Annotated in this window: 22 protein-coding genes, 1 rRNA gene and 1 riboswitch; of the genes, 18 read left to right on the top strand and 5 right to left on the bottom strand. The window is 44.2% G+C overall.

Annotated elements, in window-relative coordinates:
- Positions 1-134 precede the first annotated feature (134 nt).
- The 6 genes from ftsY (at position 135) to glpG (ending at position 5,787) form a co-directional block, all read left to right on the top strand.
- Complete coding sequence (ftsY, locus tag AC3CID_RS15120; RefSeq protein WP_428784617.1) at positions 135-1,388, top strand: signal recognition particle-docking protein FtsY; 1,254 nt, start codon at positions 135-137, stop codon at positions 1,386-1,388.
- 77 nt (positions 1,389-1,465) lie between these two features.
- Positions 1,466-2,143 carry a cell division ATP-binding protein FtsE gene (gene ftsE / locus AC3CID_RS15115; RefSeq protein WP_004736585.1) on the top strand — a complete coding sequence of 226 codons (678 nt, stop codon included), beginning with the start codon at positions 1,466-1,468 and terminating at the stop codon, positions 2,141-2,143.
- A complete protein-coding gene (gene ftsX / locus AC3CID_RS15110; RefSeq protein WP_004736584.1) occupies positions 2,130-3,098 on the top strand; it encodes a permease-like cell division protein FtsX in 969 nt (322 codons plus the stop codon). The genes ftsE and ftsX overlap by 14 nt, the downstream gene beginning before the upstream one ends.
- 177 nt (positions 3,099-3,275) lie before the next feature.
- Positions 3,276-4,133, top strand: coding sequence for an RNA polymerase sigma factor RpoH (gene rpoH / locus AC3CID_RS15105; RefSeq protein ID WP_026012297.1), 858 nt, complete (start codon positions 3,276-3,278; stop codon positions 4,131-4,133).
- Between the two features lie 429 nt (positions 4,134-4,562).
- The gene (gene glpE, locus AC3CID_RS15100) at positions 4,563-4,883 is read left to right on the top strand and encodes a thiosulfate sulfurtransferase GlpE (protein WP_004736711.1); all 321 of its coding nucleotides are present in this window, start codon (positions 4,563-4,565) and stop codon (positions 4,881-4,883) included.
- Positions 4,884-4,941: 58 nt separating this feature from the next.
- The gene (gene glpG / locus AC3CID_RS15095; RefSeq protein WP_488526720.1) at positions 4,942-5,787 is read left to right on the top strand and encodes a rhomboid family intramembrane serine protease GlpG; all 846 of its coding nucleotides are present in this window, start codon (positions 4,942-4,944) and stop codon (positions 5,785-5,787) included.
- Positions 5,788-5,873: 86 nt separating this feature from the next.
- Here the strand turns inward: glpG and AC3CID_RS15090 are convergent, their stop codons facing one another.
- Entirely contained in the window at positions 5,874-6,281 is a 408-nt protein-coding gene (locus AC3CID_RS15090; protein WP_004736708.1) for a flagellar basal body-associated protein FliL, read from the bottom strand.
- Between the two features lie 162 nt (positions 6,282-6,443).
- Here AC3CID_RS15090 and AC3CID_RS15085 point away from each other — a divergent pair, with 162 nt between their 5' ends.
- Both AC3CID_RS15085 and ubiA read left to right on the top strand, forming a co-directional pair.
- Positions 6,444-6,986, top strand: coding sequence for a chorismate lyase (locus AC3CID_RS15085; RefSeq protein WP_181257485.1), 543 nt, complete (start codon positions 6,444-6,446; stop codon positions 6,984-6,986).
- The gene (ubiA, locus tag AC3CID_RS15080) at positions 6,987-7,841 is read left to right on the top strand and encodes a 4-hydroxybenzoate octaprenyltransferase (protein WP_488526719.1); all 855 of its coding nucleotides are present in this window, start codon (positions 6,987-6,989) and stop codon (positions 7,839-7,841) included.
- A gap of 103 nt (positions 7,842-7,944) precedes the next feature.
- Here ubiA and plsB read toward each other — a convergent pair whose 3' ends face one another.
- The gene (gene plsB, locus AC3CID_RS15075) at positions 7,945-10,368 is read right to left on the bottom strand and encodes a glycerol-3-phosphate 1-O-acyltransferase PlsB (protein ID WP_004736704.1); all 2,424 of its coding nucleotides are present in this window, start codon (positions 10,366-10,368) and stop codon (positions 7,945-7,947) included.
- Positions 10,369-10,588: 220 nt separating this feature from the next.
- On the opposite strand from plsB, the gene AC3CID_RS15070 reads away from it, so the two are divergent.
- The 4 genes from AC3CID_RS15070 (at position 10,589) to dinF (ending at position 14,097) form a co-directional block, all read left to right on the top strand.
- Positions 10,589-10,951, top strand: a complete 363-nt coding sequence (locus AC3CID_RS15070; RefSeq protein ID WP_054542654.1) for a diacylglycerol kinase — start codon at positions 10,589-10,591, stop codon at positions 10,949-10,951.
- Between the two features lie 94 nt (positions 10,952-11,045).
- Positions 11,046-11,666 (top strand): transcriptional repressor LexA, encoded by a 621-nt coding sequence (gene lexA, locus AC3CID_RS15065; RefSeq protein ID WP_004736702.1) that lies wholly within the window; start codon positions 11,046-11,048, stop codon positions 11,664-11,666.
- Positions 11,667-11,763: 97 nt separating this feature from the next.
- Positions 11,764-12,642: a class I SAM-dependent methyltransferase gene (locus AC3CID_RS15060; protein WP_237291230.1), complete on the top strand. Its 879-nt coding sequence runs from the start codon at positions 11,764-11,766 to the stop codon at positions 12,640-12,642.
- 99 nt (positions 12,643-12,741) lie between these two features.
- Complete coding sequence (gene dinF, locus AC3CID_RS15055; RefSeq protein ID WP_488526718.1) at positions 12,742-14,097, top strand: MATE family efflux transporter DinF; 1,356 nt, start codon at positions 12,742-12,744, stop codon at positions 14,095-14,097.
- Positions 14,098-14,303: 206 nt separating this feature from the next.
- Here the strand turns inward: dinF and sthA are convergent, their stop codons facing one another.
- Positions 14,304-15,704 (bottom strand): Si-specific NAD(P)(+) transhydrogenase, encoded by a 1,401-nt coding sequence (gene sthA, locus AC3CID_RS15050; RefSeq protein WP_004736699.1) that lies wholly within the window; start codon positions 15,702-15,704, stop codon positions 14,304-14,306.
- Between the two features lie 327 nt (positions 15,705-16,031).
- Here sthA and fabR point away from each other — a divergent pair, with 327 nt between their 5' ends.
- Both fabR and AC3CID_RS15040 read left to right on the top strand, forming a co-directional pair.
- Positions 16,032-16,673 carry an HTH-type transcriptional repressor FabR gene (gene fabR / locus AC3CID_RS15045; RefSeq protein ID WP_004736697.1) on the top strand — a complete coding sequence of 214 codons (642 nt, stop codon included), beginning with the start codon at positions 16,032-16,034 and terminating at the stop codon, positions 16,671-16,673.
- Positions 16,673-17,044: a YijD family membrane protein gene (locus tag AC3CID_RS15040; RefSeq protein WP_004736696.1), complete on the top strand. Its 372-nt coding sequence runs from the start codon at positions 16,673-16,675 to the stop codon at positions 17,042-17,044. The genes fabR and AC3CID_RS15040 overlap by 1 nt, the downstream gene beginning before the upstream one ends.
- A gap of 86 nt (positions 17,045-17,130) precedes the next feature.
- Here AC3CID_RS15040 and trmA read toward each other — a convergent pair whose 3' ends face one another.
- On the bottom strand, positions 17,131-18,240 hold the full coding sequence (trmA, locus tag AC3CID_RS15035) for a tRNA (uridine(54)-C5)-methyltransferase TrmA (protein ID WP_488526717.1): 1,110 nt from the start codon (positions 18,238-18,240) through the stop codon (positions 17,131-17,133).
- A gap of 155 nt (positions 18,241-18,395) precedes the next feature.
- A riboswitch (cobalamin riboswitch) is annotated at positions 18,396-18,599 on the top strand.
- 40 nt (positions 18,600-18,639) lie between these two features.
- Here trmA and btuB point away from each other — a divergent pair.
- Genes btuB through murI form a run of 3 tightly spaced genes read left to right on the top strand, consistent with a single transcriptional unit; the run spans position 18,640 to position 22,056 of the window.
- Positions 18,640-20,475: a TonB-dependent vitamin B12 receptor gene (gene btuB, locus AC3CID_RS15030; protein WP_428784613.1), complete on the top strand. Its 1,836-nt coding sequence runs from the start codon at positions 18,640-18,642 to the stop codon at positions 20,473-20,475.
- 48 nt (positions 20,476-20,523) lie between these two features.
- Positions 20,524-21,189, top strand: coding sequence for a Dph6-related ATP pyrophosphatase (locus tag AC3CID_RS15025; protein ID WP_488526716.1), 666 nt, complete (start codon positions 20,524-20,526; stop codon positions 21,187-21,189).
- A gap of 60 nt (positions 21,190-21,249) precedes the next feature.
- Entirely contained in the window at positions 21,250-22,056 is an 807-nt protein-coding gene (murI, locus tag AC3CID_RS15020) for a glutamate racemase (protein ID WP_488525462.1), read from the top strand.
- Here the strand turns inward: murI and AC3CID_RS15015 are convergent.
- Positions 22,019-22,471 carry an RNA recognition motif domain-containing protein gene (locus AC3CID_RS15015; protein ID WP_488526715.1) on the bottom strand — a complete coding sequence of 151 codons (453 nt, stop codon included), beginning with the start codon at positions 22,469-22,471 and terminating at the stop codon, positions 22,019-22,021. The genes murI and AC3CID_RS15015 overlap by 38 nt on opposite strands.
- 626 nt (positions 22,472-23,097) lie before the next feature.
- Here AC3CID_RS15015 and AC3CID_RS15010 point away from each other — a divergent pair.
- Positions 23,098-24,652, top strand: a 16S ribosomal RNA gene (locus tag AC3CID_RS15010).
- Positions 24,653-24,893: the final 241 nt, after the last annotated feature.

Here is a 24,893-nt window from a genome sequence, read left to right as displayed (position 1 = left end):
AAAAGCAAACTTATCACTGCTTTGTCATTTTTCTTTACTATTCGTTTGTACAAGCTTGTATTGTATAACAATAGCAAAGAGTCGACGTGTATTAAGTCAATACAGCTAATTAGTAGATCTAGGAAACTCCTCTGATGACGGAAAAAAAGAAGCGCGGATTATTATCGTGGCTTGGTTTTGGTGACGAAGAACAAAGCCCAAAAACTCAGAATGAAGCGAACGTAGAAAACGTTGAAGATCAAACTGAAGTTGAATCACAAGTCGAGGTTGAACAAGCCGAGTCTGAACTAGAGGTAACTACGCCAGTTGAATCTAAGCCAGTTGATTCAGAGCAAGCGCTTGAAGAGATTCAGCAAGAGCAGCAGCCTGTCGTAGCAGAAGCAGAAGCAGAAGCAGAAGCAGAAGCAGAACAGGAAGAAGTTGCTGTTCCTCAAGCTCAGGTTGAAGAAGTTCAAGATAAGCCGACAGAAAGCTTCTTTGCGCGCCTTAAGCGTAGCCTTAGCCGTACTAAAGCAAACATCGGTGCTGGCTTCTTTGGCTTGTTCAAGGGTAAACAAATCGATGAGGATCTGTTTGAAGAACTAGAAGAGCAACTTCTGATTGCAGACGTGGGTATGAACACCACCGTTAAGATCATTGAAAATCTGACAGAAAAAGCATCTCGCAATGACCTAAAAGACGGTGAAGCTCTATATGGTCTGCTCAAAGAAGAGATGGCAGATATCTTAAGCCAAGTGGAACAGCCATTGGTTGTTGATACGACTAAAACACCTTACGTTATTTTAATGGTTGGCGTGAACGGTGTCGGTAAGACAACCACCATCGGTAAGCTGGCTAAACAATTCCAAAGTGAAGGCAAGAAAGTGATGTTGGCGGCGGGTGATACCTTCCGTGCGGCAGCAGTTGAACAACTTCAGGTTTGGGGCCAACGTAATAATGTTCCTGTGATCGCTCAGCACACAGGTGCCGATAGCGCGTCTGTTATCTACGATGCCATTGAAGCGGCGAAAGCGCGTGGTGTTGATGTTGTGATTGCTGATACTGCAGGTCGTTTGCAGAACAAGAGCAACTTGATGGAAGAGCTGCGTAAGATTGTTCGTGTAATGAAGAAGATTGATGACTCTGCACCGCACGAAATCATGTTAACGCTAGATGCAGGTACCGGTCAGAATGCTATCAGCCAAGCGAAGCTGTTCAGTGACGTGGCACCAGTAACGGGTATTACGCTCACTAAGCTAGATGGTACGGCGAAAGGCGGCGTGATTTTCTCAATTGCTGATCAGTTCCAGATTCCAATCCGCTACATTGGTGTGGGTGAAGGCATTGATGACCTGCGTCCATTTGAGTCTAAAGACTTTATTGAAGCACTATTTAGCCGCGAAGAGTAACGCGAGTAGCAAAGTGGTTTATCCTTAACCTGCTACCGTTTTAAATTTGATATGAGTGATCGTAAGAGGAATTTTCGGTGATCAAATTTCAGCAAGTGAGCAAAGCCTACCGAGGCGGACGACAAGCGCTCCAAAAAGTGGACTTTCACCTTAAACGTGGAGAGATGGCTTTTTTGGGTGGGCACTCTGGCGCTGGTAAAAGTACCTTGCTGAAGTTGATCTGCGCCATCGAGCGTCCAACTGACGGACGTGTTTGGTTTAACGATCACGATATCACTCGTATTCCAGCTAAAGACATTCCCTTCTTACGTCGTAACATCGGGATTGTCTTTCAAGACCATCGCCTACTGATGGATCGCTCGATTTTTGATAACGTCGCACTGCCTATGCGTATTGAATCTATTTCTGAAAATGAAATAAAACGCCGAGTCAGTGCTGCGTTGGATAAAACCGGCTTACTAGACAAAGCCCGTTGTTTGCCAAGCCAGCTTTCTGGTGGTGAGCAGCAACGCGTGGGTATCGCTCGCGCTGTGGTTAACCGTCCAACTCTGCTTTTAGCGGATGAGCCGACCGGCAACCTCGATCCTGAATTATCTAACCGTGTATTACGTTTGTTTGAAGAGTTCAACCGCGCAGGTGTCACGATCATCCTAGCGACGCACGATATCGGGTTAGTGAACACTCGCCCTCAGTACCGTCATCTTGAGTTAAACCAAGGCTTTTTGAGTGAGGTTGAAGACTATGGCCGCGAATAAGCGCATTAAAAAACCTCAATCCAATCGAGCAGCAAACCGGGCTTCAAGCGACGGCTTCTTTGTTGTTCATTGGAAACAAGCTAAGTCATCGTTCTCGCAAATGTGGCAACGTCCGTTGGGCAACTTGTTGACCCTTGCGGTGATCTCAATGGCTTTGGCGATGCCAGCTTGTTTGTACCTACTGGGTAAGAACGTTGGTGAAGTGGCTCAAGATGTCACCAGCCCGTCACAAATAAGTGCTTATGTAGAGGATGGTATTCCTGAGCCGAGAGTAATGGTGCTTAAGGATGAAATTGAAAGTTGGGATCAAGTCGAGCTGGTGGAATACATTTCACCGCAACAAGGGCTTGCGGATCTAAGCCAGTATTCTGGTTTTGAAGATGCCCTGACTATCCTAGATGACTATTCATTGCCAGGTGTGTTGGTGATTACGCCAAGCGTGCACAGTGATGTCTTAATCAAAGAATTAGCAAGCAACGTTAAAAAACAAGAGCTAGTGACCGATGTTCGTTTAGACGAAGATTGGTTAGCTCGATTAGATGCGATCAAAGCATTAGCAGCGGTCATCGTTATTACCCTAACGGTATTGATGTTGGGCGCGGTATTTTTGATTATTGGCAATACATTACGCTTTAATGTGTTGGCGCATAAAGACGAGATTCAAACCATGAAGCTGATTGGTGCCACCGACAGCTACATTCTTCGACCATACCTTTATGCTGGGATGTGGTTTGGCGTTTTAGGTTCGATTAGTGCTTGGGTTATGACGGCATTGATTACCGTATTGCTCAACAGTGCAGTGGATGATTTGGCTCAGCTTTATGATAGCCATTTCCGCTTAATTGGCCTGAGTTGGGATGAGTCTTTATTACTTTTGATCGTCGGAACCCTGCTTGGTAGTGTGGCTGCGAAGCTTTCTGCACAGCGTCACCTAAAAGAAATTGAACCAGTTTAGGTGAATAGAGTCATATTTATACGAAAAATAGGCAGTTCTTAACCAGTTTTTGCCTTGTATAGACGAATTGATTATGCATAATTACTTCCCCCTCCTTGAAACCTGTTCATTTTAGGTTCAAGATTGTCGGGTTTTAATAGATGTATTACTCCAGATCAGAGATTGATGAGGAACCGAATGGCAAACCAAGCGTATCAAATGGCTTTAGTCACACAAGATAGTTTAGATAGCTATATCCGCTCAGCGAACAGCTACCCTATGCTGACTCCTGAAGAGGAACGTGGACTTGCAGAGCGATTACATTACAAAGGTGAGATCGACGCTGCGAAAGGCTTGATCCTTTCCCACCTAAGATTCGTGGTGCACGTTGCAAGAGGCTACTCTGGCTACGGGCTACCAATGGCTGATCTCGTCCAAGAAGGTAACATCGGCTTGATGAAGGCTGTTAAGCGCTTCAATCCAGAAGTTGGTGTTCGTCTAGTCTCTTTTGCTGTTCACTGGATCAAAGCTGAGATTCATGAGTACGTTTTGCGTAACTGGCGTATCGTTAAGATCGCAACAACGAAAGCACAACGTAAATTGTTCTTTAACCTTCGTAAGTCTAAAAAGCGTTTAGGTTGGTTCAATAACGGCGAAGTTGAGACGGTTGCACGTGAGTTGGGTGTTGAGCCTTCAGAAGTTCGTGAGATGGAATCACGCTTAGCGGCACAAGATGCTACGTTTGAAGCCCCGATGGATGACGATGACGGTGGTTCTGCTTACACGGCTCCAGTTTACTACCTAGAAGACAAAGCATCAGACGTTGCAGAAACGGTTGAAGCGGCGAACTGGGAATCTCATACCAATAATCGTTTAGGACTCGCATTGAAGAGCTTAGACGAACGCAGCCAGCACATTGTGCGCTCACGTTGGTTGGATGATAACAAGTCGACACTGCAAGACTTAGCGGATACCTACAGCATTTCTGCAGAGCGTGTTCGCCAGTTAGAAAAGAATGCGATGAAGAAATTGAAACAAGCCGTTGGCGATTTCTAATCGCATCTAGCTTCTATCTAATAGTAGAGCTAGCAAATCGCTGAATTTTGAAAAGGCCGAGATCGAGAGATCTCGGCCTTTTTGTTTTGGATCGATTTCTCAATTTTTGCGATCGAAATTTGCAAAGTGATTTTGTGGATAACTCTGTGAGAAGTTTATTCGTCAGCTGTCTAAAAGCAGGGTGTAGTAAGGCTTTGAAGGGGTTTTTCGAGTGGGGATATGTTTCAGTTAACCCACAGCTAGATCAGGATCATTACTACATGTTGTGGATCTATTTTTAAAAAAGCACTTTATTCACGCAATTCACAGGTTTATCCACAAATGGTGTAAAAGTGATCGCTGGTGGATAACCTTATTAAGTGGATGTGATTGTTAGCCTTGGGATAGGTTACAATGGCAGCAAAGTAAATCAGTATAAAAGAGAAAGTCATGGACCAGTTTAAACATATCGATGTTAAAGGTGCTCAAGCCCTTATTGAACAAGGCGAAGCTCGACTTGTCGATATACGTGACCCGCAGTCTTTTGCGGTAGCTCACTCAAAAACCGCTTACCATCTTACTAACGATACGATGGTGTCGTTCATGGATGAGGTTGAGTTCGAACAGCCAATCTTAGTGATGTGTTATCACGGTATTAGTAGCCAAGGTGCGGCACAATATTTAGTGAACCAAGGCTTTGAAGAGGTATATAGTGTTGATGGTGGATTTGAAGCTTGGCATCGTGCTGAACTTCCAGTGATCGCGGGTTAATAGCCTTTATCACTTGAACCGCTTCAAGCATCTCTCATAGCATGAATAGGAAGTAACAATGATTAGATTGATGGTGTTAGACAATCCACGTCTTGCTCAAGCGTTTATTGATTATATGGCCTCTCGTCAGATCCCTATTCAGATGTCACCTGAGGGAGAAGGGCGTTTTGCTCTTTGGCTTCTTGATGGTCAATATCAGGTTGAAACCGAGGCCGAGCTCAATCGTTTCCTGTCGGAACCCAATCATAAGCGCTATCAAGCAGCATCTTGGGACATGGCAGAGACCAGAAAGAGCAACTTTCATTATCACACGCCAAGTTTTATGGGCATGTCAAAAGCCAAAGCGGGCCCCGTGACACTCAGCCTGATGTTGGTGTGTGTGGTAATTTTTGCACTGCAGCAAGTCGGTTTTGGTCAAGCTATTTTCAACGCCCTACATTTCCCTGCGGTTGACGGACAACAATGGCAATTGTGGCGTTGGTTAAGCCATGCTGTTCTGCACTTCTCTGTTATGCATATCGCATTTAATATTTTGTGGTGGTGGCAGTTAGGTGGGGACATTGAGAAAAAACTAGGTAGCCTCAAGCTACTTCAGATCTTTGCTGTCTCTTCTGCGCTTTCAGGTGCTGGGCAGTACTGGGTTGAAGGGGCGAATTTCGGTGGTTTGTCTGGTGTTGTGTATGCCTTGGTTGGCTATCTATGGGTGGTGGGTGCAAAAGCCCCTCAGCTTGGTTTAGGTATTCCAAGACAGATCGTCGGCTTTATGTTGGTCTGGTTAGTGCTTGGGTACATGCAACCGTTCATGGCCATTGCAAACACCGCTCATTTGGCTGGCCTAGCCGCTGGGGTCATTATTGGTTGGATTGATGCTATGAAAGCACCGAGTTCAGCACGAAGCGAGTAGATGCTTTTTGGCAGTAGCTAAATAATAGAGACAAAAAAGCGGCCTGATGAGCCGCTTTCTTATTTGGATTCGTTTTTACATCATTATTACTGATAAAGGTATTTGGTAAACAGTAGGTCAGCAATGAGGGTTTTGCCTGTTTCAGGAAGCAATACCTTGTTGAGATGTTCAACTAAGGTTTTTCTTAAATCTTCACGACCAGATAGAGACTTAATGGTTTCTTCGTTTTGTTTACCGAGCAATTCAATCACAGCATCACGAATCAGTGGTTGGTGGTGCTCAATGGCTGCCAAGTCGTTACTATTCGCAACCATAATATCGAGGCGAACCTGAATGTAGCCCAGTTTTTTACCTTTAGTGTAAAAATTGGTGGTCAGGTCAGGCTCTAGCGTGAAGTAGGCTAGTTTGGGTGCCGATTCCTCTTCAGCGAAACTTGATGCTGAAAAGAGTAGGGTAATCGCAAGAAATATTTGGGCTACATAACGTTTGTGCATATTTGTGACTTTTCTTTAGTTTATTCGCGATATTCGAAACGCATTAGTCTTGTTACAATGAGCGGTCTAAATCTAAATACGTTTACAATTCGAAGAACGCTTTAATTTTGTTCGAAAGTTGAAGCTTTATTGTACGTGTAAAGTCACCTATTGAATACTAGTATGAATCAGCCAATATCGCTGTATCTTAATTCGTTAATGAATGTAGATTGGCAAAGCACAGAAACATTTGATTTTCCTAATAAAACCACCAGAGAGTGGCTTTTGGAGCAAGGTTCTCTTTCCCGCAAGTTGGGCAAGAGCTGTCAGCACCTGTCTGTTGAGTTGCTTCATAATCAAGTTGTAGAACGCTCAATGCTACAACAGGACGAGGAACTTCTTTTATCATCGTTTGATTGCTTACTGCGTAAAGTAATTTTGAAGGGTGATGATGAGCCGTGGGTGTTAGGGCGAACATTGATTCCTCGAGTCACATTAGAAGATCATCAGCACTCTGACCTTTCTCAACAAGGTAATGTCCCACTTGGTTTAACCGTGTTCAGCGCTGAGAACGTGGAGCGAGATGCGCTGCAAGTCGGTTGGGTTATCGCAGGCGATGAGCGACTGCTCGCGCGTCGTTCTCGATTATGGATGAACCATAAACCGATGCTTGTGGCAGAACTGTTTTTGCCAACATCACCCATTTACTCTAAGGAGAGTGTGTAAATGCTTGCCACCAAAGCGAAGGCGTATTGGCAATTAACGCGAATGAATCGCCCGATTGGTACCCTGTTACTCCTTTGGCCGACCTTATGGTCGCTGATTATCGCCGCGAAAGGCATGCCTGATTTTGATGTCTTGGTTGTTTTCGTACTCGGCGTGGTATTGATGCGTTCAGCTGGCTGTGTGATCAATGATTTTGCTGACCGTAAAGTGGATGGTCATGTAAAACGAACCAAGCAGCGCCCATTACCTTCAGGTTTGGTTTCCAGTAAGGAAGCTATTCTGCTCTTTTTAGTGCTAGCCATGGTTTCATTCTTACTGGTGCTAACCATGAATCCGCTGACGATTAAGCTTTCTGTTATCGGTGTTGGCTTAGCCTTCATTTATCCTTTTATGAAGCGTTTTACGCACCTTCCACAGTTGTTCCTCGGCTTAGCGTTTAGTTGGGCTATCCCAATGGCTTGGGCGGCGCAAACTAATGAGCTACCTAATGTGGTCTGGTTTATTTTCATTATCAATGCGCTGTGGACGATTGCCTACGACACGCAATATGCAATGGTTGACCGAGATGATGACTTAAAAATTGGCATCAAATCGACGGCTATTCTATTTGGTCGTTTCGACAAGCTTATCGTTGGCTTCCTACAGCTAGTGACACTGGCGATGTTAATAGCGTTAGGCATGCATTACCAATTAGGAGATACCTTTTATTGGGCACTGCTGGTTGCGGGGGGCTTGTTTGTGTATCAACAACATCTGATGCGCCACCGTGATCGAGATTTATGTTTCCAAGCTTTCCTAAACAACAATTATGTTGGAATGGCAGTGACAGCAGGCTTATTCATCACCTTCTGGTAAGCACGAGTTTTTTGCAAAACTAACGCTCAATAAAAAGGCACCCAATGGGTGCCTTTTTTGATCGTGTTCAGTCTAGTGATTAAAGCAATTGCTAACCAAGCGATTACTCTGCTTGGTGGATACTCTCTTGAATCGTCAGACGGACCTCTGGGTAAAGCATTGAGTAAAGAAGCTTAGCGAATTGCTGAGTCTTTTCTAAATCGCAGTTACCATCGTTATCCAAATATTGCTGCTGTTTCAAAGTTGCGAACATCGACGCAAACACACCTTTATCGAAGAACTCTGGTGCATTAATGCCTTGTAGACGTCCCAGTCGTTGTGCGATGTCTTGGCTCTTCTGCTCAAGATCAGATTTATCCAAATCAGGGTTCTCTGCCAATAGGTTCAGAGCAATAGAGTAGCGCTGTAGCGTTTCTGAAATCGTACGGCCTAGCAGCATCAGTGCTTGGCTGTTTGACTGGTTGATGGTGACTTGGTTGTCCGACACCACAAGCATACCTTGGCCAACAAGCTCTTCAATGATGTTCGCCACCACGCTTTCAAGCTGATCTTCGTCGTAGCTTAAGAACAACTCTTTCTTCAAGAACGGGTAGATAGCAGCAACGTTCTCTTGAATCGTGTCAATGGTTAGGCCGTGCTGACGAATGGTCATCTGAGCAATTAATGATGGTAGAGCAAACAAATGAATGATGTTATTACGGTAGTAGGTCATCAGAATTGACTGGTGGCGGTCTAGCGAAATGATGTCGCCCATTGAGTCTGATTCAATTAGGAACTTGTTTAGCGATTCAGCGTGTTTTACCAGATCTTCAGCACTGTCTTTTGGTACCGTAAATGTATCAGAGTAAGGTACGTTCTTAAGCAGAGACAGGTAACAGTTGATCTGAGAAACCAAAGAATCACGAGACAATGCACGCTGTCTTGAAGCCAGTAACGCCGTTGCACAAAGTGTTAGTGCGTTGGTCGCTGCCGCATCGTTGATGTGTGTCATCATTTTGGTTGCCAAGTCATTGACCACTGGATTCATCCATTGTGGCTTGCTGGTTCCCATTGGATCGATATCTTTAGTCCACTCTGGAGCGTGCTCGTTCAGATATTGGTTAAGCTGAATCGGCTCACCAAAGTTCACGTAGCCTTTACCAAAATTGCGCAGTTTACGGAGCGTACGAATCACTAGGCTCGCATTTTCTTTTTCTTTGCGCTTACCACGAAGTTCTTTTGCGTAGGTCGCCACTTCCATTACGTGCTCGTAGCCGATGTATACAGGAACCAAAGTCACAGGGCGGTTCATACCACGCAGCATCGCCTGAATGGTCATTGCTAGCATGCCCGTTTTCGCTTGCAGTAGACGACCCGTACGAGAGCGACCACCTTCACTGAAATACTCGACCGAGTAACCTTTGGCGAACAATTCTGCCAGATATTCACGGAAAATAGTCGAGTACAGCTTGTTGCCTTTGAAGCTACGACGAATAAAGAATGCACCACCATGACGGAAAATAGGACCGGCAGGGAAGAAGTTCAGATTGATACCTGCAGCGATATGCGGCGGCACCATGCCCTCGTGGTAAAGCACGTAAGAAAGCAGTAAGTAATCCATGTGACTACGATGACAAGGCACATAAACAATCTCGTGACCATCTTGAGCCAGCTTACGAACGGTTGAAGCGTTGCTGATATGCAGGCCTTGATACAACTTATTCCACAACCAACCAAGAATCTTCTCACCGCGTTTGATTAGCGAGTAAGAGAAGTTCGCAGCAATCTCGTCCATGATGTCTTGAGCTTCTTTGCTCGCTTTCTCGATCGAGATGTTCTTTGCTTGTGCTTCATCTTCAATCGCTTTCTTGATCGCTTCAGATTTTAGTAGGCGGTCAAACAGAGCTTGGCGACTTGGCAGGTTAGGACCTGATGCCGCCAATTTTTGGCGAGAAAAGTGAATACGTGCCACCCGCGCCAGTTTGTGTGCGATGGTGTTGTCGGTGCCGTGTGAGTTAGCCATGTAACGCAGAGAAACCACAGGACTAAAGCGAACCAAGCAGTCACGACCTGCCAGTAATACCGCTTTTGATTTCTCTAAGCCGTTCATTGCTTGTAGGTAAGGTTTCTGGTTATTCTCTTTACCTGGCTTACGACCCCACAATACAGTGGCAGGGATAACTTGAACGTCGAGATCAGAGTCTTCAGCATGCAGTGAAAGCAGCTCAGAGAAGACTTCAATTGATGAGCTTGGTACATAATCATCGTCTTGCAGTAGAGTTTTGCGAGAAGAGATAAAAACGTAGCGTTGCAGTGATTTGCCATTGATTTCAAGCTTGCTCAACGGATCAGGTAACCCTAATTCAAGTGCATGTTTTTGCAATGTAAGAATGTCTACACTTGAGCGAAACGGTAAGGCGTATACAATCGGTTTGCTCAAATCAATGTTCAAATCCTCAACAGGGTTTGAAGGAATTGATGTGCCCTTTACCAATACGGATAAAGGTAGCTTCATTAATGAACGTGAAAAAGATTGTCCAGAAGACATATAGGTTCACTGCCTCAATAGTTATTTCAATGTGCTCAAGCGTATCTCTATTTCTATGATGAAAAGGATAAATCCTGTGAGTGAAATAGGGATAAGCCTAGGCGTAAATTTAATCGATGCAAGAATACCAGAAACTGGTCTAACCTTTTAATGGAAATAGTCATATTGCCGTTAAGTTTGTGGAAAATCATTCATCGACTGATTGAGTATAGGGTTAAAAATGACCAAAAAATCAAACACCGGATTCAAACGTATAGTGAAAGCGGCGGGCTTTTCATGGCAAGGCATCACGAGCTCGTTTAAAAATGAGGCGGCATTTCGACAAGAAGTCTTCATGGCCGCAGTGCTTATTCCGTTGGCGTTTTACTTAGATGTAAGCCAAGTTGAGAGAATCTTGATGATTTCAGCAGTCGTGTTGGTGATGGTTGTCGAGTTGATCAATACCGCGATTGAAGCGGTCGTTGACCGAATCGGTAGTGAACATCATGAGCTTTCTGGGATGGCGAAAGATGTTGGCTCAGCTGCAGTTTTTATCTGTTTAGTATTAGCGGGTTACGTGTGGCTAGATATCTTGTTTTTGTAATTCGCTAAAAATGAACTAAAAACAACCAATTGCTTTGCTTTTGTTCAGTTACTGGATATACTCACAGTCAACTGTATAAAAAGACAGGTGAATCATGAAGCCGTTAACGCCCCGCCAGCAACAAGTTTTTGACCTTATCAAAAGTAAGATCGAAGATTTCGGTATGCCACCGACACGTGCAGAAATCGCGCGCGAACTTGGCTTCCGTTCTGCTAATGCTGCAGAAGAACATTTAAAAGCTCTTGCTCGTAAAGAAGCGATTGAGATTATCCCGGGTGCGTCTCGTGGTATTCGTATTTTGCTTGAAGATGCAGCGAATGAAGAGCAAGGTTTACCACTAATCGGTCAGGTTGCCGCTGGTGAGCCTATTTTGGCTCAAGAGCATGTAGAAATGCATTATCAAGTTGATCCAGGCATGTTTAAACCACAAGCTGACTTCTTACTCCGTGTAAATGGCGAAAGTATGAAAGACATCGGCATTATGGACGGTGATCTATTAGCTGTTCATAAAACACAAGATGTCCGCGATGGTCAGGTTGTCGTGGCTCGTGTCGATGATGATGTAACGGTAAAACGCCTAGAACGTAAAGGTTCAACGGTGCTGTTACACGCTGAAAATGAAGAGTTTTCTCCAATCCATGTCGATCTGGAATCTCAACACTTGTCTATTGAAGGGCTTGCGGTTGGTATTATCCGGAACACTGACTGGATGTAATCAGTACAAACAGCTTATTGATATTTATTCTCAATAACTTGTTATTGTAATTGATATTCATTATCATCTTCTTTGTCGAGATACAAGGAAGATGATGATGCCAAATCCAACCAAACCTCAAATGAAGCCGCTTATTCCTAAGCCGCGCTCTTCTGTTCAAAAGGCTCCTTTTGATCGAGGGTCTGCACATCAGGAATTCCAAGTTCCGACGGATCTCGTTCAACATCTTTGGTTTCGTAGCCGCGAAAGCCTTGCCGATGACGGCTTAGTCTATGACCCTATCGCAGCTCAAGCCTGCAAGCGCTGCCAATTAGCACCAGAATGTCTTACTGGTGAACTCGACCAACAACAACTTCTCTACGCAACATTGACTCAGCTTTGTGACTCTCAAGTTCAACAATTTCTATCTCATAACCCAGATGCTTGGATTATCAATGTTGGGGCAGGCCTCGATACTCGTTTCTACCGTTTAGATAATGGCCGCTGTCATTGGGTTGAATTGGATGTAACTGAAAATCTAGTTTGGCGCCAACGCTTGTTCCACAAAAATGAACGCTATCGTTTGGAATGTGGTTCGGTTGATGATCTGACTTGGTTGGATGAGCTTAATATCCCAGAACAAGCCTCGGTGATGGTGGTGTGCGAACATGCTTTGCTTGATTGCAATGAACAACAAACCGCATATTTTATTCAGTCATTGAGTCGTTACTTTACTCATGCACACGCGTGTTTAGTGTTAGCTGGAGACAAAAGCTCTAGTGCTCTGGGGCAAAAGCTTGGTTCAGGAAAATATGCACATGGCTTATCTTCTCCAGTAGACAGTGTTCTTAATTGGCTGCCATGGGCGCAATGGGTAAAAGCGTTTTCTCCACTTGATCAACAATGCAATCGTTGGAAATTGTGGCAGCGATTACTGTGTAAGATCTCTCAGGTCAAAAAGCGCTTAACGCCACAGTTAGTGCTTGTTAAGTGGTAGTGCTAGCGACTTTGTTTGCAGGTAGCTGAATAGAAGTACCAAGATAAGTAAAACCCCACCCACTAGGTTAAACTATCGCCTCTAATCAAAGAGGTGATCGTGAAGTTATTTAATCCCCAAACTATTTTTCAAACGCTATCCAATCAGGCGATGCACAAAAAAGTGCTATTGCTCGCGATCCCGATGGTTCTCTCTAATATTACGGTGCCACTGCTGGGTTTAGTCGATGCTGCGGTTATCGGTCACCTAGAGCATTCTTGGTATTTAGGTGGTGTGGCCTTAGGCGGCACCATGATCAGTGTGACCTTCTGGTTGCTTGGTTTCCTGCGTATGTCGACGACTGGATTGGCCGCGCAATCTTATGGTGCGAATGATGGTAAGCAGCTTGGTTTAGTCTTTGTGCAAGGCGTGACTATGGCCTTAGGGTTTGCTGGTGTCTTTTTGCTTTTACACAGCTTTGTTGCGGATGCGGTTTTCTCATTGAGCAGTGCCAGCGAGCAAGTCAAACATTATGGCCTGCAGTACTTCTCTATCCGTGCCTGGAGTGCGCCTGCTGCGCTAACTAACTTTGTAATTTTAGGTTGGTTGCTCGGAACCCAAAATGCTAAAGCACCTATGTGGATGGTGATCATTACTAATATCACCAATATTGTTTTAGATATCGTATTTGTGATTGGCTTCGGTTGGCAAGTTGAAGGTGCGGCATTGGCATCGGTGATAGCGGACTATGCGGGTTTAACGTTTGGCTTAATTTGTGTTTATCGAATCTGGATGAAGAGGCAACTGCCATCTCCATGGGAGCTGCTTAAGAAAACCAGCCAAGGTTTGAGTCGTTTCGTAAAACTGAATCGCGATATCTTTCTGCGCTCGCTGTGTCTGCAAGCGACTTTCACTTTTATGACCTTCCAAGGTGCAAGTTTTGGTGATGATGTTGTGGCGGCCAATGCGGTATTGATGAGCTTCTTGATGATCATCTCTTATGGGATGGATGGCTTTGCTTATGCAATGGAAGCTATGGTCGGAAAGGCGATTGGCGCGAGAGATAAAGAAGAGTTAAATCAGTCTTTGATTGGCACTTTCTTCTGGAGCTTCAATATTTGTTTGGTACTGACCATAGCGTTCGCGATTGTTGGGTCTAGTTTGATTAATATGATTACTACAATTCCAGAGGTTAAGAGTCAGGCTGAGGTATATCTGCCATGGCTGATTGCGATGCCGCTAGTTTCTATGTGGTGCTTCTTGCTAGACGGTATTTTCGTGGGCGCTACCAAAGGCAAAGATATGCGTAACAGTATGTTTGTGGCCACCTGCAGTTTCTTTGCGATTTTCTACTTAGCATCAGGTTTAGAGAACCATGCGCTGTGGCTAGCAATGTTGAGCTTTATGGCAATGCGCGGCATTGGTCTTGGTGTTCTATTTATCTCTCAGTGGAAGAAAGGGGAGTTTCTCGCTTAGCTTAGATAGATAGATAGATAGCTTAGATAGATTAGTTCAGGGAGCGAAAAAGAGAAGCTGTGCAGGTAAAGTGGCATTTGGAACGTCATGATCTAATTGCTAGCATGACTATATAATTCAGTAGTTTAAATAAAAACAGCAAGCTCATGGCTTGCTGTTTATGTATTTGGCCTACAGGTGGTCAAATAGTCCTATTGGTTCTTTGTTTAGAACAAACGGTTAAGTCCGTTCAGCGCTGCGACGCGATAAGCTTCGGCCATTGTTGGATAGTTGAAGGTCGTATTCACAAAGTACTCGATGGTATTTGCTTCGCCTTTCTGTTCCATGATTGCCTGACCGATGTGGATGATCTCAGCAGCACGCTCACCAAACACGTGGATACCTAAAATCTCTTTAGTTTCACGATGGAAAAGTATCTTCAAGCTACCAATATCTTTACCTGCGATTTGAGCACGAGCTAAGTGCTTGAATGAAGATCGTCCCACTTCATAAGGTACTTTAGCCGCGGTAAGCTCTTGTTCTGTTTTTCCGACAGAGCTGATCTCAGGAATAGTATAGATACCTGTTGGGATGTCTTCGATAAGGTGTCGTTCTGCTTCACCTTTCACCACGGCTTGAGCCACGAATCGACCTTGGTCATAAGCAGCACTTGCTAGGCTAGGATAACCAATCACATCACCAACAGCGTAAACATGTTCAACACTGGTTTGGTAGTTGCTGTTGACTGATACTTGTCCTCGAGAGTCCGCTTCTAAGCCAACGGCACCAAGATTCAACTTGTCAGTATTACCCGTTCGGCCATTGGCATACAGTAGACAGTCGGCACGCATTTTCTTACCAGACTCTAAGTGAATGATCACGCCATCGTCAGTACCTTCAATTTTCTCAAAGGTTTCATCATTACGAATAACAACGCCGCTGTTCCAGAAGTGATAAGACAGAGCATCCGAGGTTTCATTGTCTAAGAATGACAACAGGCGATCGCGAGTATTAATAAGATCGGTTTTAACGCCTAAACCACGGAAGATTGAAGCGTATTCACAACCAATAACGCCAGCACCATAGATGATGATGTGTTGAGGGTCGTGTTTAAGAGAAAGAATCGAGTCGCTGTCGTAGATACGTTCATGCAGAAAGTCGACGTTGTCTGGCTGATAAGGGCGAGAACCTGTTGCGATAACAAATTTGTCTGCGCTGTAATGTTCTTCAGTACCATCGCTCTGCATGACAGAGATAGTGTTAGTATCGATAAAACGCGCAGTACCAAACACTAATGTGCACTGGTTACGGTCGTAGAAGCCTTGACGCAATCGAGTCTGTTTGTCGATGACTGACTTAGCATGCCCCAGAATGTTGGAGAACGTTGAGTGAATGCTTTTATTATTCTGACAAAACAGCGGGTTGCTATTGAATTCAATGATGCGGCTTACTGCATGACGTAGCGCTTTTGAAGGAATCGTTCCCCAGTGGGTGCAACCACCACCAACGCTGCTCTCTTTTTCAATGATTGCAACGTTCAACCCGGCTTTGGTTAATCCCATCGCTGCCCCTTCGCCTCCGGGGCCACTACCAATTACGATTACATCAAAGTGGTTGGAGTGCGGCATAGATATCTTCCTTGTTATATTTGATTAACATTGCTTTAGCGAGATTTTAACTGATTCTGTTCTTGGGTACATGAAAAGGGCATCAGAGAGTCGGTGGGATCACGCAGTGTTATCGAAAAAATAATATTTGGTATGTCGTATGTCTCCAAATGACAGTGTGGATATTGAAATTTTTTCTTCGAACGTATTTACTTCGGTACGTGAACAAAGAGGTGTGTTTAGTGTCTTATATAACCAGAGTGCCTTATATAAATATGTGATTCGCGTTATATTGAACAGAGTATTAGGCATGCCTGTTTAGGCTGTAAAAGAAGAGTTTGATAAAGTATGAAACCAATGGGCATTCGCGCGCAGCAAAAAGAAAAAACTCGTCGCAGCTTAATCGACGCAGCATTTAGCCAGCTCAGTGCCGATCGTAGCTTTTCCAACCTAAGCTTGAGAGAAGTTGCTCGTGAGGCTGGAATAGCGCCGACTTCCTTTTATCGTCATTTCAAAGACATGGATGAGCTTGGCTTAACCATGGTTGATGAAGGTGGCTTACTGTTGCGTCAGCTAATGCGTCAAGCTAGGCAACGCATAGTAAAAGAAGGCAGTGTGATTCGTACCTCGGTTGAAACCTTTATGGAGTTCATTGAAAGCAGCCCAAACGTATTCAGACTGTTATTGCGAGAGCGCTCAGGAACCTCTTTTGAGTTTCGTGCTGCGGTAGCTCGTGAGATACAGCACTTCTCTGCTGAGTTAACCGAATATTTGATAACGACTGGCATGACACGAGATGAAGCTTTTACTCAAGCTGAAGCCTCCGTCATTTTGGTCTTCAACTCAGGGGCAGAAGCATTAGATTTAGATCGACGTCAGCGAGATGAATTGGCTGATCGCTTGATCATGCAATTGCGAATGATGGCCAAAGGTGCTTTTTGGTATCGTAAAGAACGTGAACGTAACCGATTAAAAGGCGGGATTGAATAATGTCGAATGAAAATAATACTGTAAACCGTGGTTCTGAAAGAAAGACACTCGTACTTGCTGTTGTTGCAGGTGTGTGTGGTGATGCACTGTTATCTTGGGTAACAATGAGCGAAGTGGGCTTCTCTATTTTCCCATTGATTGCTTTAGTTTTGGCTGTACAAGCGCTTTACCAAGAATACCTAACTAATCCAGTATCTGAAGATATTCCATTAGTGGGTTTAGCTTGTTTCTTTGTAGGTGCATTTGGCCATTCGGCTTTTGTGAAAGCACAACACCCTGATGCAGGATCAAACTTCTTCGCGATTATCGTCGCGATGCTACTGCTCGCTTGGGTAGGTAAGAAACTAGGCTTTATCGGTAAAACCGCTTAAACCAACGTATAAATAAAAAAACGAGCCAATTGGCTCGTTTTTTTGTATCTGCTGTTTAGCTTCGACTTCGACCTAGATAGCGATACTTACGCTTTACGCTCTAGGAATACACCGGCTTCCATGTGGTGCGTATAAGGGAACTGGTCAAATAGAGCAAAACGAGTGATGTCGTGTGTTTCGCTTAGAATGTCTAGGTTCTCTTTTAATGTCTCAGGGTTACAAGAGATGTACATGATACGCTCGTAGCCTTGAACCATCTTACAAGTATCAACGTCCATACCTGAACGCGGTGGATCAACAAAGATAGTGTTGCAGTTGTAGCTCTTTAGATCGATGTTTGCTTGTTGTAGGCGGCGGAATTCACGCTTACCTTCCATTGCTACGGTAAAATCTTCCGCAGACATACGAATGATCTGAACATTATCAATCTTGTTCGCCGCAATGTTGTATTGAGCAGACTCAACAGATGGCTTCGCTAGCTCAGTTGCAAGTACACGCTCAAAGTTTTGTGCCAGAGCTAATGAGAAGTTACCGTTGCCACAGTAAAGCTCTAATAAGTCACCTTTGCTGTCTTGAGTACAGTCGACAGCCCATTCAAGCATTTTCTCTGCTACTTTACCGTTTGGTTGAGTAAAGCTGTTCTCTACTTGTTGGTAGATGTAGCTGTCACCATTCACGTCTAGCTTTTCAATGACGAAGTCGCGATCCAGTACGATCTTCATCTTACGCGCACGGCCAATCAGGTTTAGGTTAAAACCTTCATCGTTTAACTGCTGCTTTAGTGCTTTAGCATCTTGAATCCATTGCTCACCCAATTGACGGTGGTAAAGCAGTGATACCAAAATCTCACCACTCAACGTAGAAAGAAAATCCACTTGGAATAGCTTGTGGCGCAGAGAGTGGTTCTCTTTCATTGCATCTGTTAGTAGAGGCATTAAATCGTTGATAAGACGGCTAGCTGCTGGGAACTGGTCTACACGGTATTTTTCTTTGGTCTCTTGATTGAACATGACGTAATACATATCGTCACCTTCATGCCACACGCGAAATTCAGCACGCATGCGGTAGTGTTGTTCTGGAGATTCATACACTTCCAACTCAGGCACATCGTATTGTGAGAACATCTCAGTAAGACGCTCAGTCTTTTCTGCGAGCTGTTCTTGGTAGCGTTGCGGGTTTACATCTAAATTCGCCATTGTTATGCCTTTTTGCTGTCGTGCTTTTAAATCAAGATCGCAGATTTTATTCAATCACAGGCGCTTGTCCAGTGTTGAGAGCCATTCAATGTAAATCGAGCATGAAAACTATAGCTTATAACTATCTTAGACTAGACAAATGATTCATAGGTTAATACTATCTCCCGCAAGCTGGTGCCATTTGGATGTATAGATGGCTGAAGAGGGAATCTGGTGTGAATCCAGAACTGACGCGCAGCGGTAAGAGAGAACGAGTATTCAAAGACACTGCAAATAGCTTTTTGTGGGAAGTCGAATATGAGGTAAACCATAAGGTTGTGCTCTTGAGTCCGAATACCTGCCAGTAGCTAAACCACACAATGTGGTTTGGTAGGAATTTACGCGATTTAGGATCACAACATGAACAAATCCCTTTTAGCGGTTGCTGTAGCATCGCTGCTTTCACCTATCTCCAATTTACACGCCCAAGAAGCATCTACTGACGAAACCATGGTAGTAACGGCTAACCGTTTTGAGCAGTCTGCCACTGCGACATTAACTGATGTTGAAGTTGTTACTCGCCAAGATTTTCAAAGAACACAAGCTAAAACAATCCCAGAGGTGTTGAGAAGATTAACAGGGATCCAGATTACTCAAAATGGTGGTAGAGGACAGCTCGCTTCTATATTTGTTCGCGGAACAAGTTCTGATCAAGTTCTAGTTTTAGTTGATGGTGTTCGTTTTGCTCGTGCAGCAAAAGGTGCAGTAGATTTCAACCAGATCCCATTGAGTTATGTTCAGAGAATCGAGTATGTACGAGGAGCTAGAGCTTCTTTATACGGTTCTGAAGCAATTGGTGGTGTAATCAACATTATTACGATTGCTCGTGCGACGGATGAGTCAACAACATTGAGTGCTGGTTTGGGTAGCTTAGATTATCAAGAACTTAGTCTAGCATCCGGCGTTGCGACTTCTGAAAATGGTCAGTTAAACCTTGCTATTAGCCATGAGAGCGATGAAGGCTACAATGTTAAGCCCGTACCTGGCTTAAATGATGGCGACCGCCATGGCTTTGAAACGTTGAATGGTTTGATTGGTTATACTCATAAGTTGAATGAACAATTCAGTGTATTTGGTAATGTTCGTGCTTATGAGAATATTTACCAATATGACAATACATATAGTACACGTAGCTATATGGAGTCTGAAAAAGACGATTTATCAGTGTCTATTGGTGGTACTTATCAAGGCAGCCAATTACACTCTGAGATGCAAGCAACAGTACAAAGCCAAGATTCTTGGAATTATCAATTTGGTGAAAGCAAAACTTCTGGAACTCAAGACGAATTAGAACAAAACAATGTTCAGTGGGTCAATAGCTATAAATTGAACAAGAATGTTGTGTTAGCTGGTGGCGTTGATTGGCGCGATGAATCATATGTAGATAAAAACGCAAATAAAACATTCGACCGTTCTAACTTGGCAGTATTCGGCCTATCTTCAGTCACTGTTGATTCTGCGACGTTAGAGGCAAGCGCAAGAGTCGATGACAATGAAGAATTTGGTACAGAAACGACATATAACGTCGGGGCTGGCTATCAACTTATTCCAGAATTTGGTGTGAAAGCTTCATACGGTACAGCTTTTAAAGCTCCGAACCTTTACCAGCAGTATGATCCGTCTTATGGAACTCAAGATCTTAAGCCAGAAGAGTCTGATGCGATTGAGGTGGGCTTCTATGGCCTAGTGAAAGACGTATATTGGACATTAACTGGATACGATTACAAGATCACCAATCTAATCGATTACCACCCAACAACATATAAGTACATCAACGTTGACGGTGAGACGCATATTCAAGGTGTAGAAGTGACTGCCGAGTTTGATACGGGCATTGTTCAACACCAGTTGAGTGCTGATTATAAAGATGCAGAAGGTGATGACGGTAAGCAACTGCAGCGCCGAGCAAAAGAGCTGTATAAGTGGAATGCATTGGTGGCATTTGACGTTGTCGATTGGTCTATAAGCTATCAATATGTCGGTAAGCGACCTGATGTTGATTACGGGACATGGCCATATGGTGATGTAACTCTACCATCCTACTCATTGGTTGACACTGCTGTTAGCTATTATGCTAATGAGAACACTACGATCAGTGCTCGTGTTGATAACTTACTTGATGAAGACTACGAAACGGCTTTAGGGTACCCAGCCGCAGAGCGTGCTTACTACTTGAACGTAGCTTACCAATTCTAATTTACACCTAAACCGCCTCCGGGCGGTTTTTTCTTATTGGGTATATCAATGAAAAAGAAAGTCGTCATAAGTTGGTCGTCAGGTAAAGACTCGACATTAACGCTAGAGCGTCTACTTGAAAGCTCCGAATATGAAGTTGTCGCTCTCTATACGACATATGTTGGAGATGAGGTTCCTTTCCAAGTGACTCCGATTGATGTGGTTGCAATGCAGGCGCAATTAGTCGGTTTACCATTAATCACGATTGAGCTGCCGGAAGTGTTTCCTAGTAATGAGATTTATCAAAGTACCATTGTCTCTGCACTTAAAGGTTCTGGCTTATCAATCGATGCGGTTGCGTTTGGAGACATGTTTTGTAATGGCATTGCCGATTATCGAAGAAGCTATATAGAACCAGCGGGTTGGGAGTGTGTGTTTCCCCTAATGGGAGAGAGCAGTCAGGCACTTGCGAGTGAAATAATAGACAGAGGCATCGAAACCTTTCTCGTCACGGTCGATAGCGATGCATTAGACATGAGCTATTGCGGGAAAAAATACACGCTTGAACTAATAGACAGCTTACCGAGTCATGTTGATCCATGTGGCGAAGATGGCGAGTTCCATACCTTAGTGACATCAGCGCCATGCTTTAAAGGTAAGCTCAAGGTAGATCTAGAAAATGTGGAGCAAGGTAAGCGCTTTGTTCATCAACGTTATCAAGCTTGCATTATATAGAGTGAGGATTGGCGAAAACTAAGCGAAGGAGTATCATTGCAGCGAAATTTATTATAGGTAATCGTTGTGTCGGATAGTCTGCAAAAAAATATATTGGTCTTTGATTCTGGAGTGGGTGGCCTATCTGTATATAAGGAGATAAGCCAGTTACTACCGAATCATAACTATACTTATGTATTCGATAACGAGGCTTACCCATATGGTGAACTCGATCAACAAGTTCTTGTCCGCAGAGTCCAAAATATCGTCGCTAGCTTTGTGGCTAGCCACGCTATTGATATCGTAGTAATAGCCTGTAATACCGCAAGTACGATTGTCTTACCTACACTGCGTGCTAATAATCTAATCCCAATTGTTGGCGTTGTTCCGGCAATCAAACCTGCATCCCTGCTTGCCAATAAAGCGGTGGGTCTTATTGCTACTCCTGCAACGATTACTCGTGAATACACACACGAGCTCATCAAAAACTTCTCAAGTAATAAAAGAGTCGAACTTTTAGGTTCTACTCGGCTGGTGGATATGGCTGAAGATAAACTCAGGGGGGAGACTATTGACCTTGAAGAGCTGCAACTCATCCTTCAACCGATGATCAATACAATTGATGTAGCCGTTTTAGGATGCACACATTTCCCGCTGATAAAATCAGAGATTCAACAAGTCCTCGGTAAGAGTGTTTTATTGGTTGATTCTGGTAAAGCGATAGCGAAGCGAGTTCAAGATTTATTGGATTTGGAAAGTAGTGATAAAGAAGGGGGAGTGCGTGAGGTTTTTTGTAGTGCACTTCCTAAGAAAGAAAGTGCACTAAATAGCATGTTAAAGCAGTTAGGATTTAGCTCAGTTCAGCTTCGTCCGTTTCTGGATGTTTAGGATCATTTGCAACTCGCACTTTTAAAGTTCGTTGCATGTAATCTTTATCGTTAAGTTCTGAAATAGCATGATTCACATCATTGCTAGCCATTACGACAAATCCAAAGCCTCTTCTTTTACCAGTACGTTTGTCTTTCATTAAGCGTACTGCAAATACTTCACCATACTCTGAGAATAATTCACGTACGTGTGACTCATTCGCTTTGTATGGAAGGTTACCTACATAAAGTGTTTTTGTTGATGCTTTAGGTTCTGAGCCTGGTTTTGAGTCGGTGCTTGAAAAGTTAACAACAAAAGCGGAAGCCAAGACACCAAGGATAAAGGTAATTTCAGGCGGTATATCTACCTGAGAGAAAACAATGCCACCTAGAACAGCTAGTGCGACAATTAACAACATCGATTTTTTTGAGTTCATATCGGAATACTACATATTAATAAACGAAATAGACGCATCTACTCTTAACAAAATAGATACATGAATCTTACGTTCATGGTTTCCATTTTGCCAATGTATTGCTGTGATACGTCTCAAATGTTTAGTTTTTATTCGAAAAATGCGGATCTGGTGGCTTTTTAGGCGAACAAAACTTTTATTCAAAAAAGCCCTTGTGCTCTATGTCGATCTCTCTATAATGCCGCCTCACCGACACGGAGTGAGACGAAAGTCACACAGCGAAATCGGTAGAGAAAAAGGAGTTGAAAATAACCCTTGACTCTCTAAGTGGTGCAGGTATAGTACGCACCCCTAGCGACTGAGATGTAAATCACAAAACGCTAGCGCTCTTTAACAATTTAAACCTATCAATCTGTGTGGGCACTCGTTGATGAATATCAAAATGTTTTATCGTTAGATAAAACAGATTCTTCGGAATCAAAATTGATTTCAATGAACTGAGTGACCAATACGTTTAACTACTTGTAGTTATTCGGCACAGTCAATTCATTACCATTCTGTTGGAATGGTAATAGCTTTAGAATTACATGTTCATGTTTACATGAATATTAGTTTTGAAGTCAGTATTCGTTGAGTCACAAAATCTTAAATTGAAGAGTTTGATCATGGCTCAGATTGAACGCTGGCGGCAGGCCTAACACATGCAAGTCGAGCGGAAACGACAACATTGAATCTTCGGAGGATTTGTTGGGCGTCGAGCGGCGGACGGGTGAGTAATGCCTAGGAAATTGCCTTGATGTGGGGGATAACCATTGGAAACGATGGCTAATACCGCATAATGCCTACGGGCCAAAGAGGGGGATCTTCGGACCTCTCGCGTCAAGATATGCCTAGGTGGGATTAGCTAGTTGGTGAGGTAATGGCTCACCAAGGCGACGATCCCTAGCTGGTCTGAGAGGATGATCAGCCACACTGGAACTGAGACACGGTCCAGACTCCTACGGGAGGCAGCAGTGGGGAATATTGCACAATGGGCGAAAGCCTGATGCAGCCATGCCGCGTGTATGAAGAAGGCCTTCGGGTTGTAAAGTACTTTCAGTTGTGAGGAAGGGTGTGTAGTTAATAGCTGCACATCTTGACGTTAGCAACAGAAGAAGCACCGGCTAACTCCGTGCCAGCAGCCGCGGTAATACGGAGGGTGCGAGCGTTAATCGGAATTACTGGGCGTAAAGCGCATGCAGGTGGTTCATTAAGTCAGATGTGAAAGCCCGGGGCTCAACCTCGGAACTGCATTTGAAACTGGTGAACTAGAGTGCTGTAGAGGGGGGTAGAATTTCAGGTGTAGCGGTGAAATGCGTAGAGATCTGAAGGAATACCAGTGGCGAAGGCGGCCCCCTGGACAGACACTGACACTCAGATGCGAAAGCGTGGGGAGCAAACAGGATTAGATACCCTGGTAGTCCACGCCGTAAACGATGTCTACTTGGAGGTTGTGGCCTTGAGCCGTGGCTTTCGGAGCTAACGCGTTAAGTAGACCGCCTGGGGAGTACGGTCGCAAGATTAAAACTCAAATGAATTGACGGGGGCCCGCACAAGCGGTGGAGCATGTGGTTTAATTCGATGCAACGCGAAGAACCTTACCTACTCTTGACATCCAGAGAAGCCAGCGGAGACGCAGGTGTGCCTTCGGGAACTCTGAGACAGGTGCTGCATGGCTGTCGTCAGCTCGTGTTGTGAAATGTTGGGTTAAGTCCCGCAACGAGCGCAACCCTTATCCTTGTTTGCCAGCGAGTAATGTCGGGAACTCCAGGGAGACTGCCGGTGATAAACCGGAGGAAGGTGGGGACGACGTCAAGTCATCATGGCCCTTACGAGTAGGGCTACACACGTGCTACAATGGCGCATACAGAGGGCAGCAAGCTAGCGATAGTGAGCGAATCCCAAAAAGTGCGTCGTAGTCCGGATTGGAGTCTGCAACTCGACTCCATGAAGTCGGAATCGCTAGTAATCGTGAATCAGAATGTCACGGTGAATACGTTCCCGGGCCTTGTACACACCGCCCGTCACACCATGGGAGTGGGCTGCAAAAGAAGTGGGTAGTTTAACCTTTCGGGGAGGACGCTCACCACTTTGTGGTTCATGACTGGGGTGAAGTCGTAACAAGGTAGCCCTAGGGGAACCTGGGGCTGGATCACCTCCTTATACGAAGATAGTCACGATGAGTGTCCACACAGATTGATGGTTTAGATTTAGTTAAAGCCAGAGCTTTAATTAATAACGTAAGTTATTGATTAAAGCTTTTTGCTTTATGCTCTTTAACAATTTGGAAAGCTGACTGATTGATTACTTACGAGTAATTCAATCAAATTTAAAAGTTCTCAATGTTTATCTGCTCTTATTTAATAAGAACGGCATAAACACAACAAACACATTCAAGTGTCTT

It is taken from the genome of Vibrio sp. QJM3NY_21, from assembly GCF_057785975.1.
The sequence above is the reverse complement of the archived record's forward strand: the minus strand, read 5'-3'. Positions and strand labels throughout refer to the sequence as shown.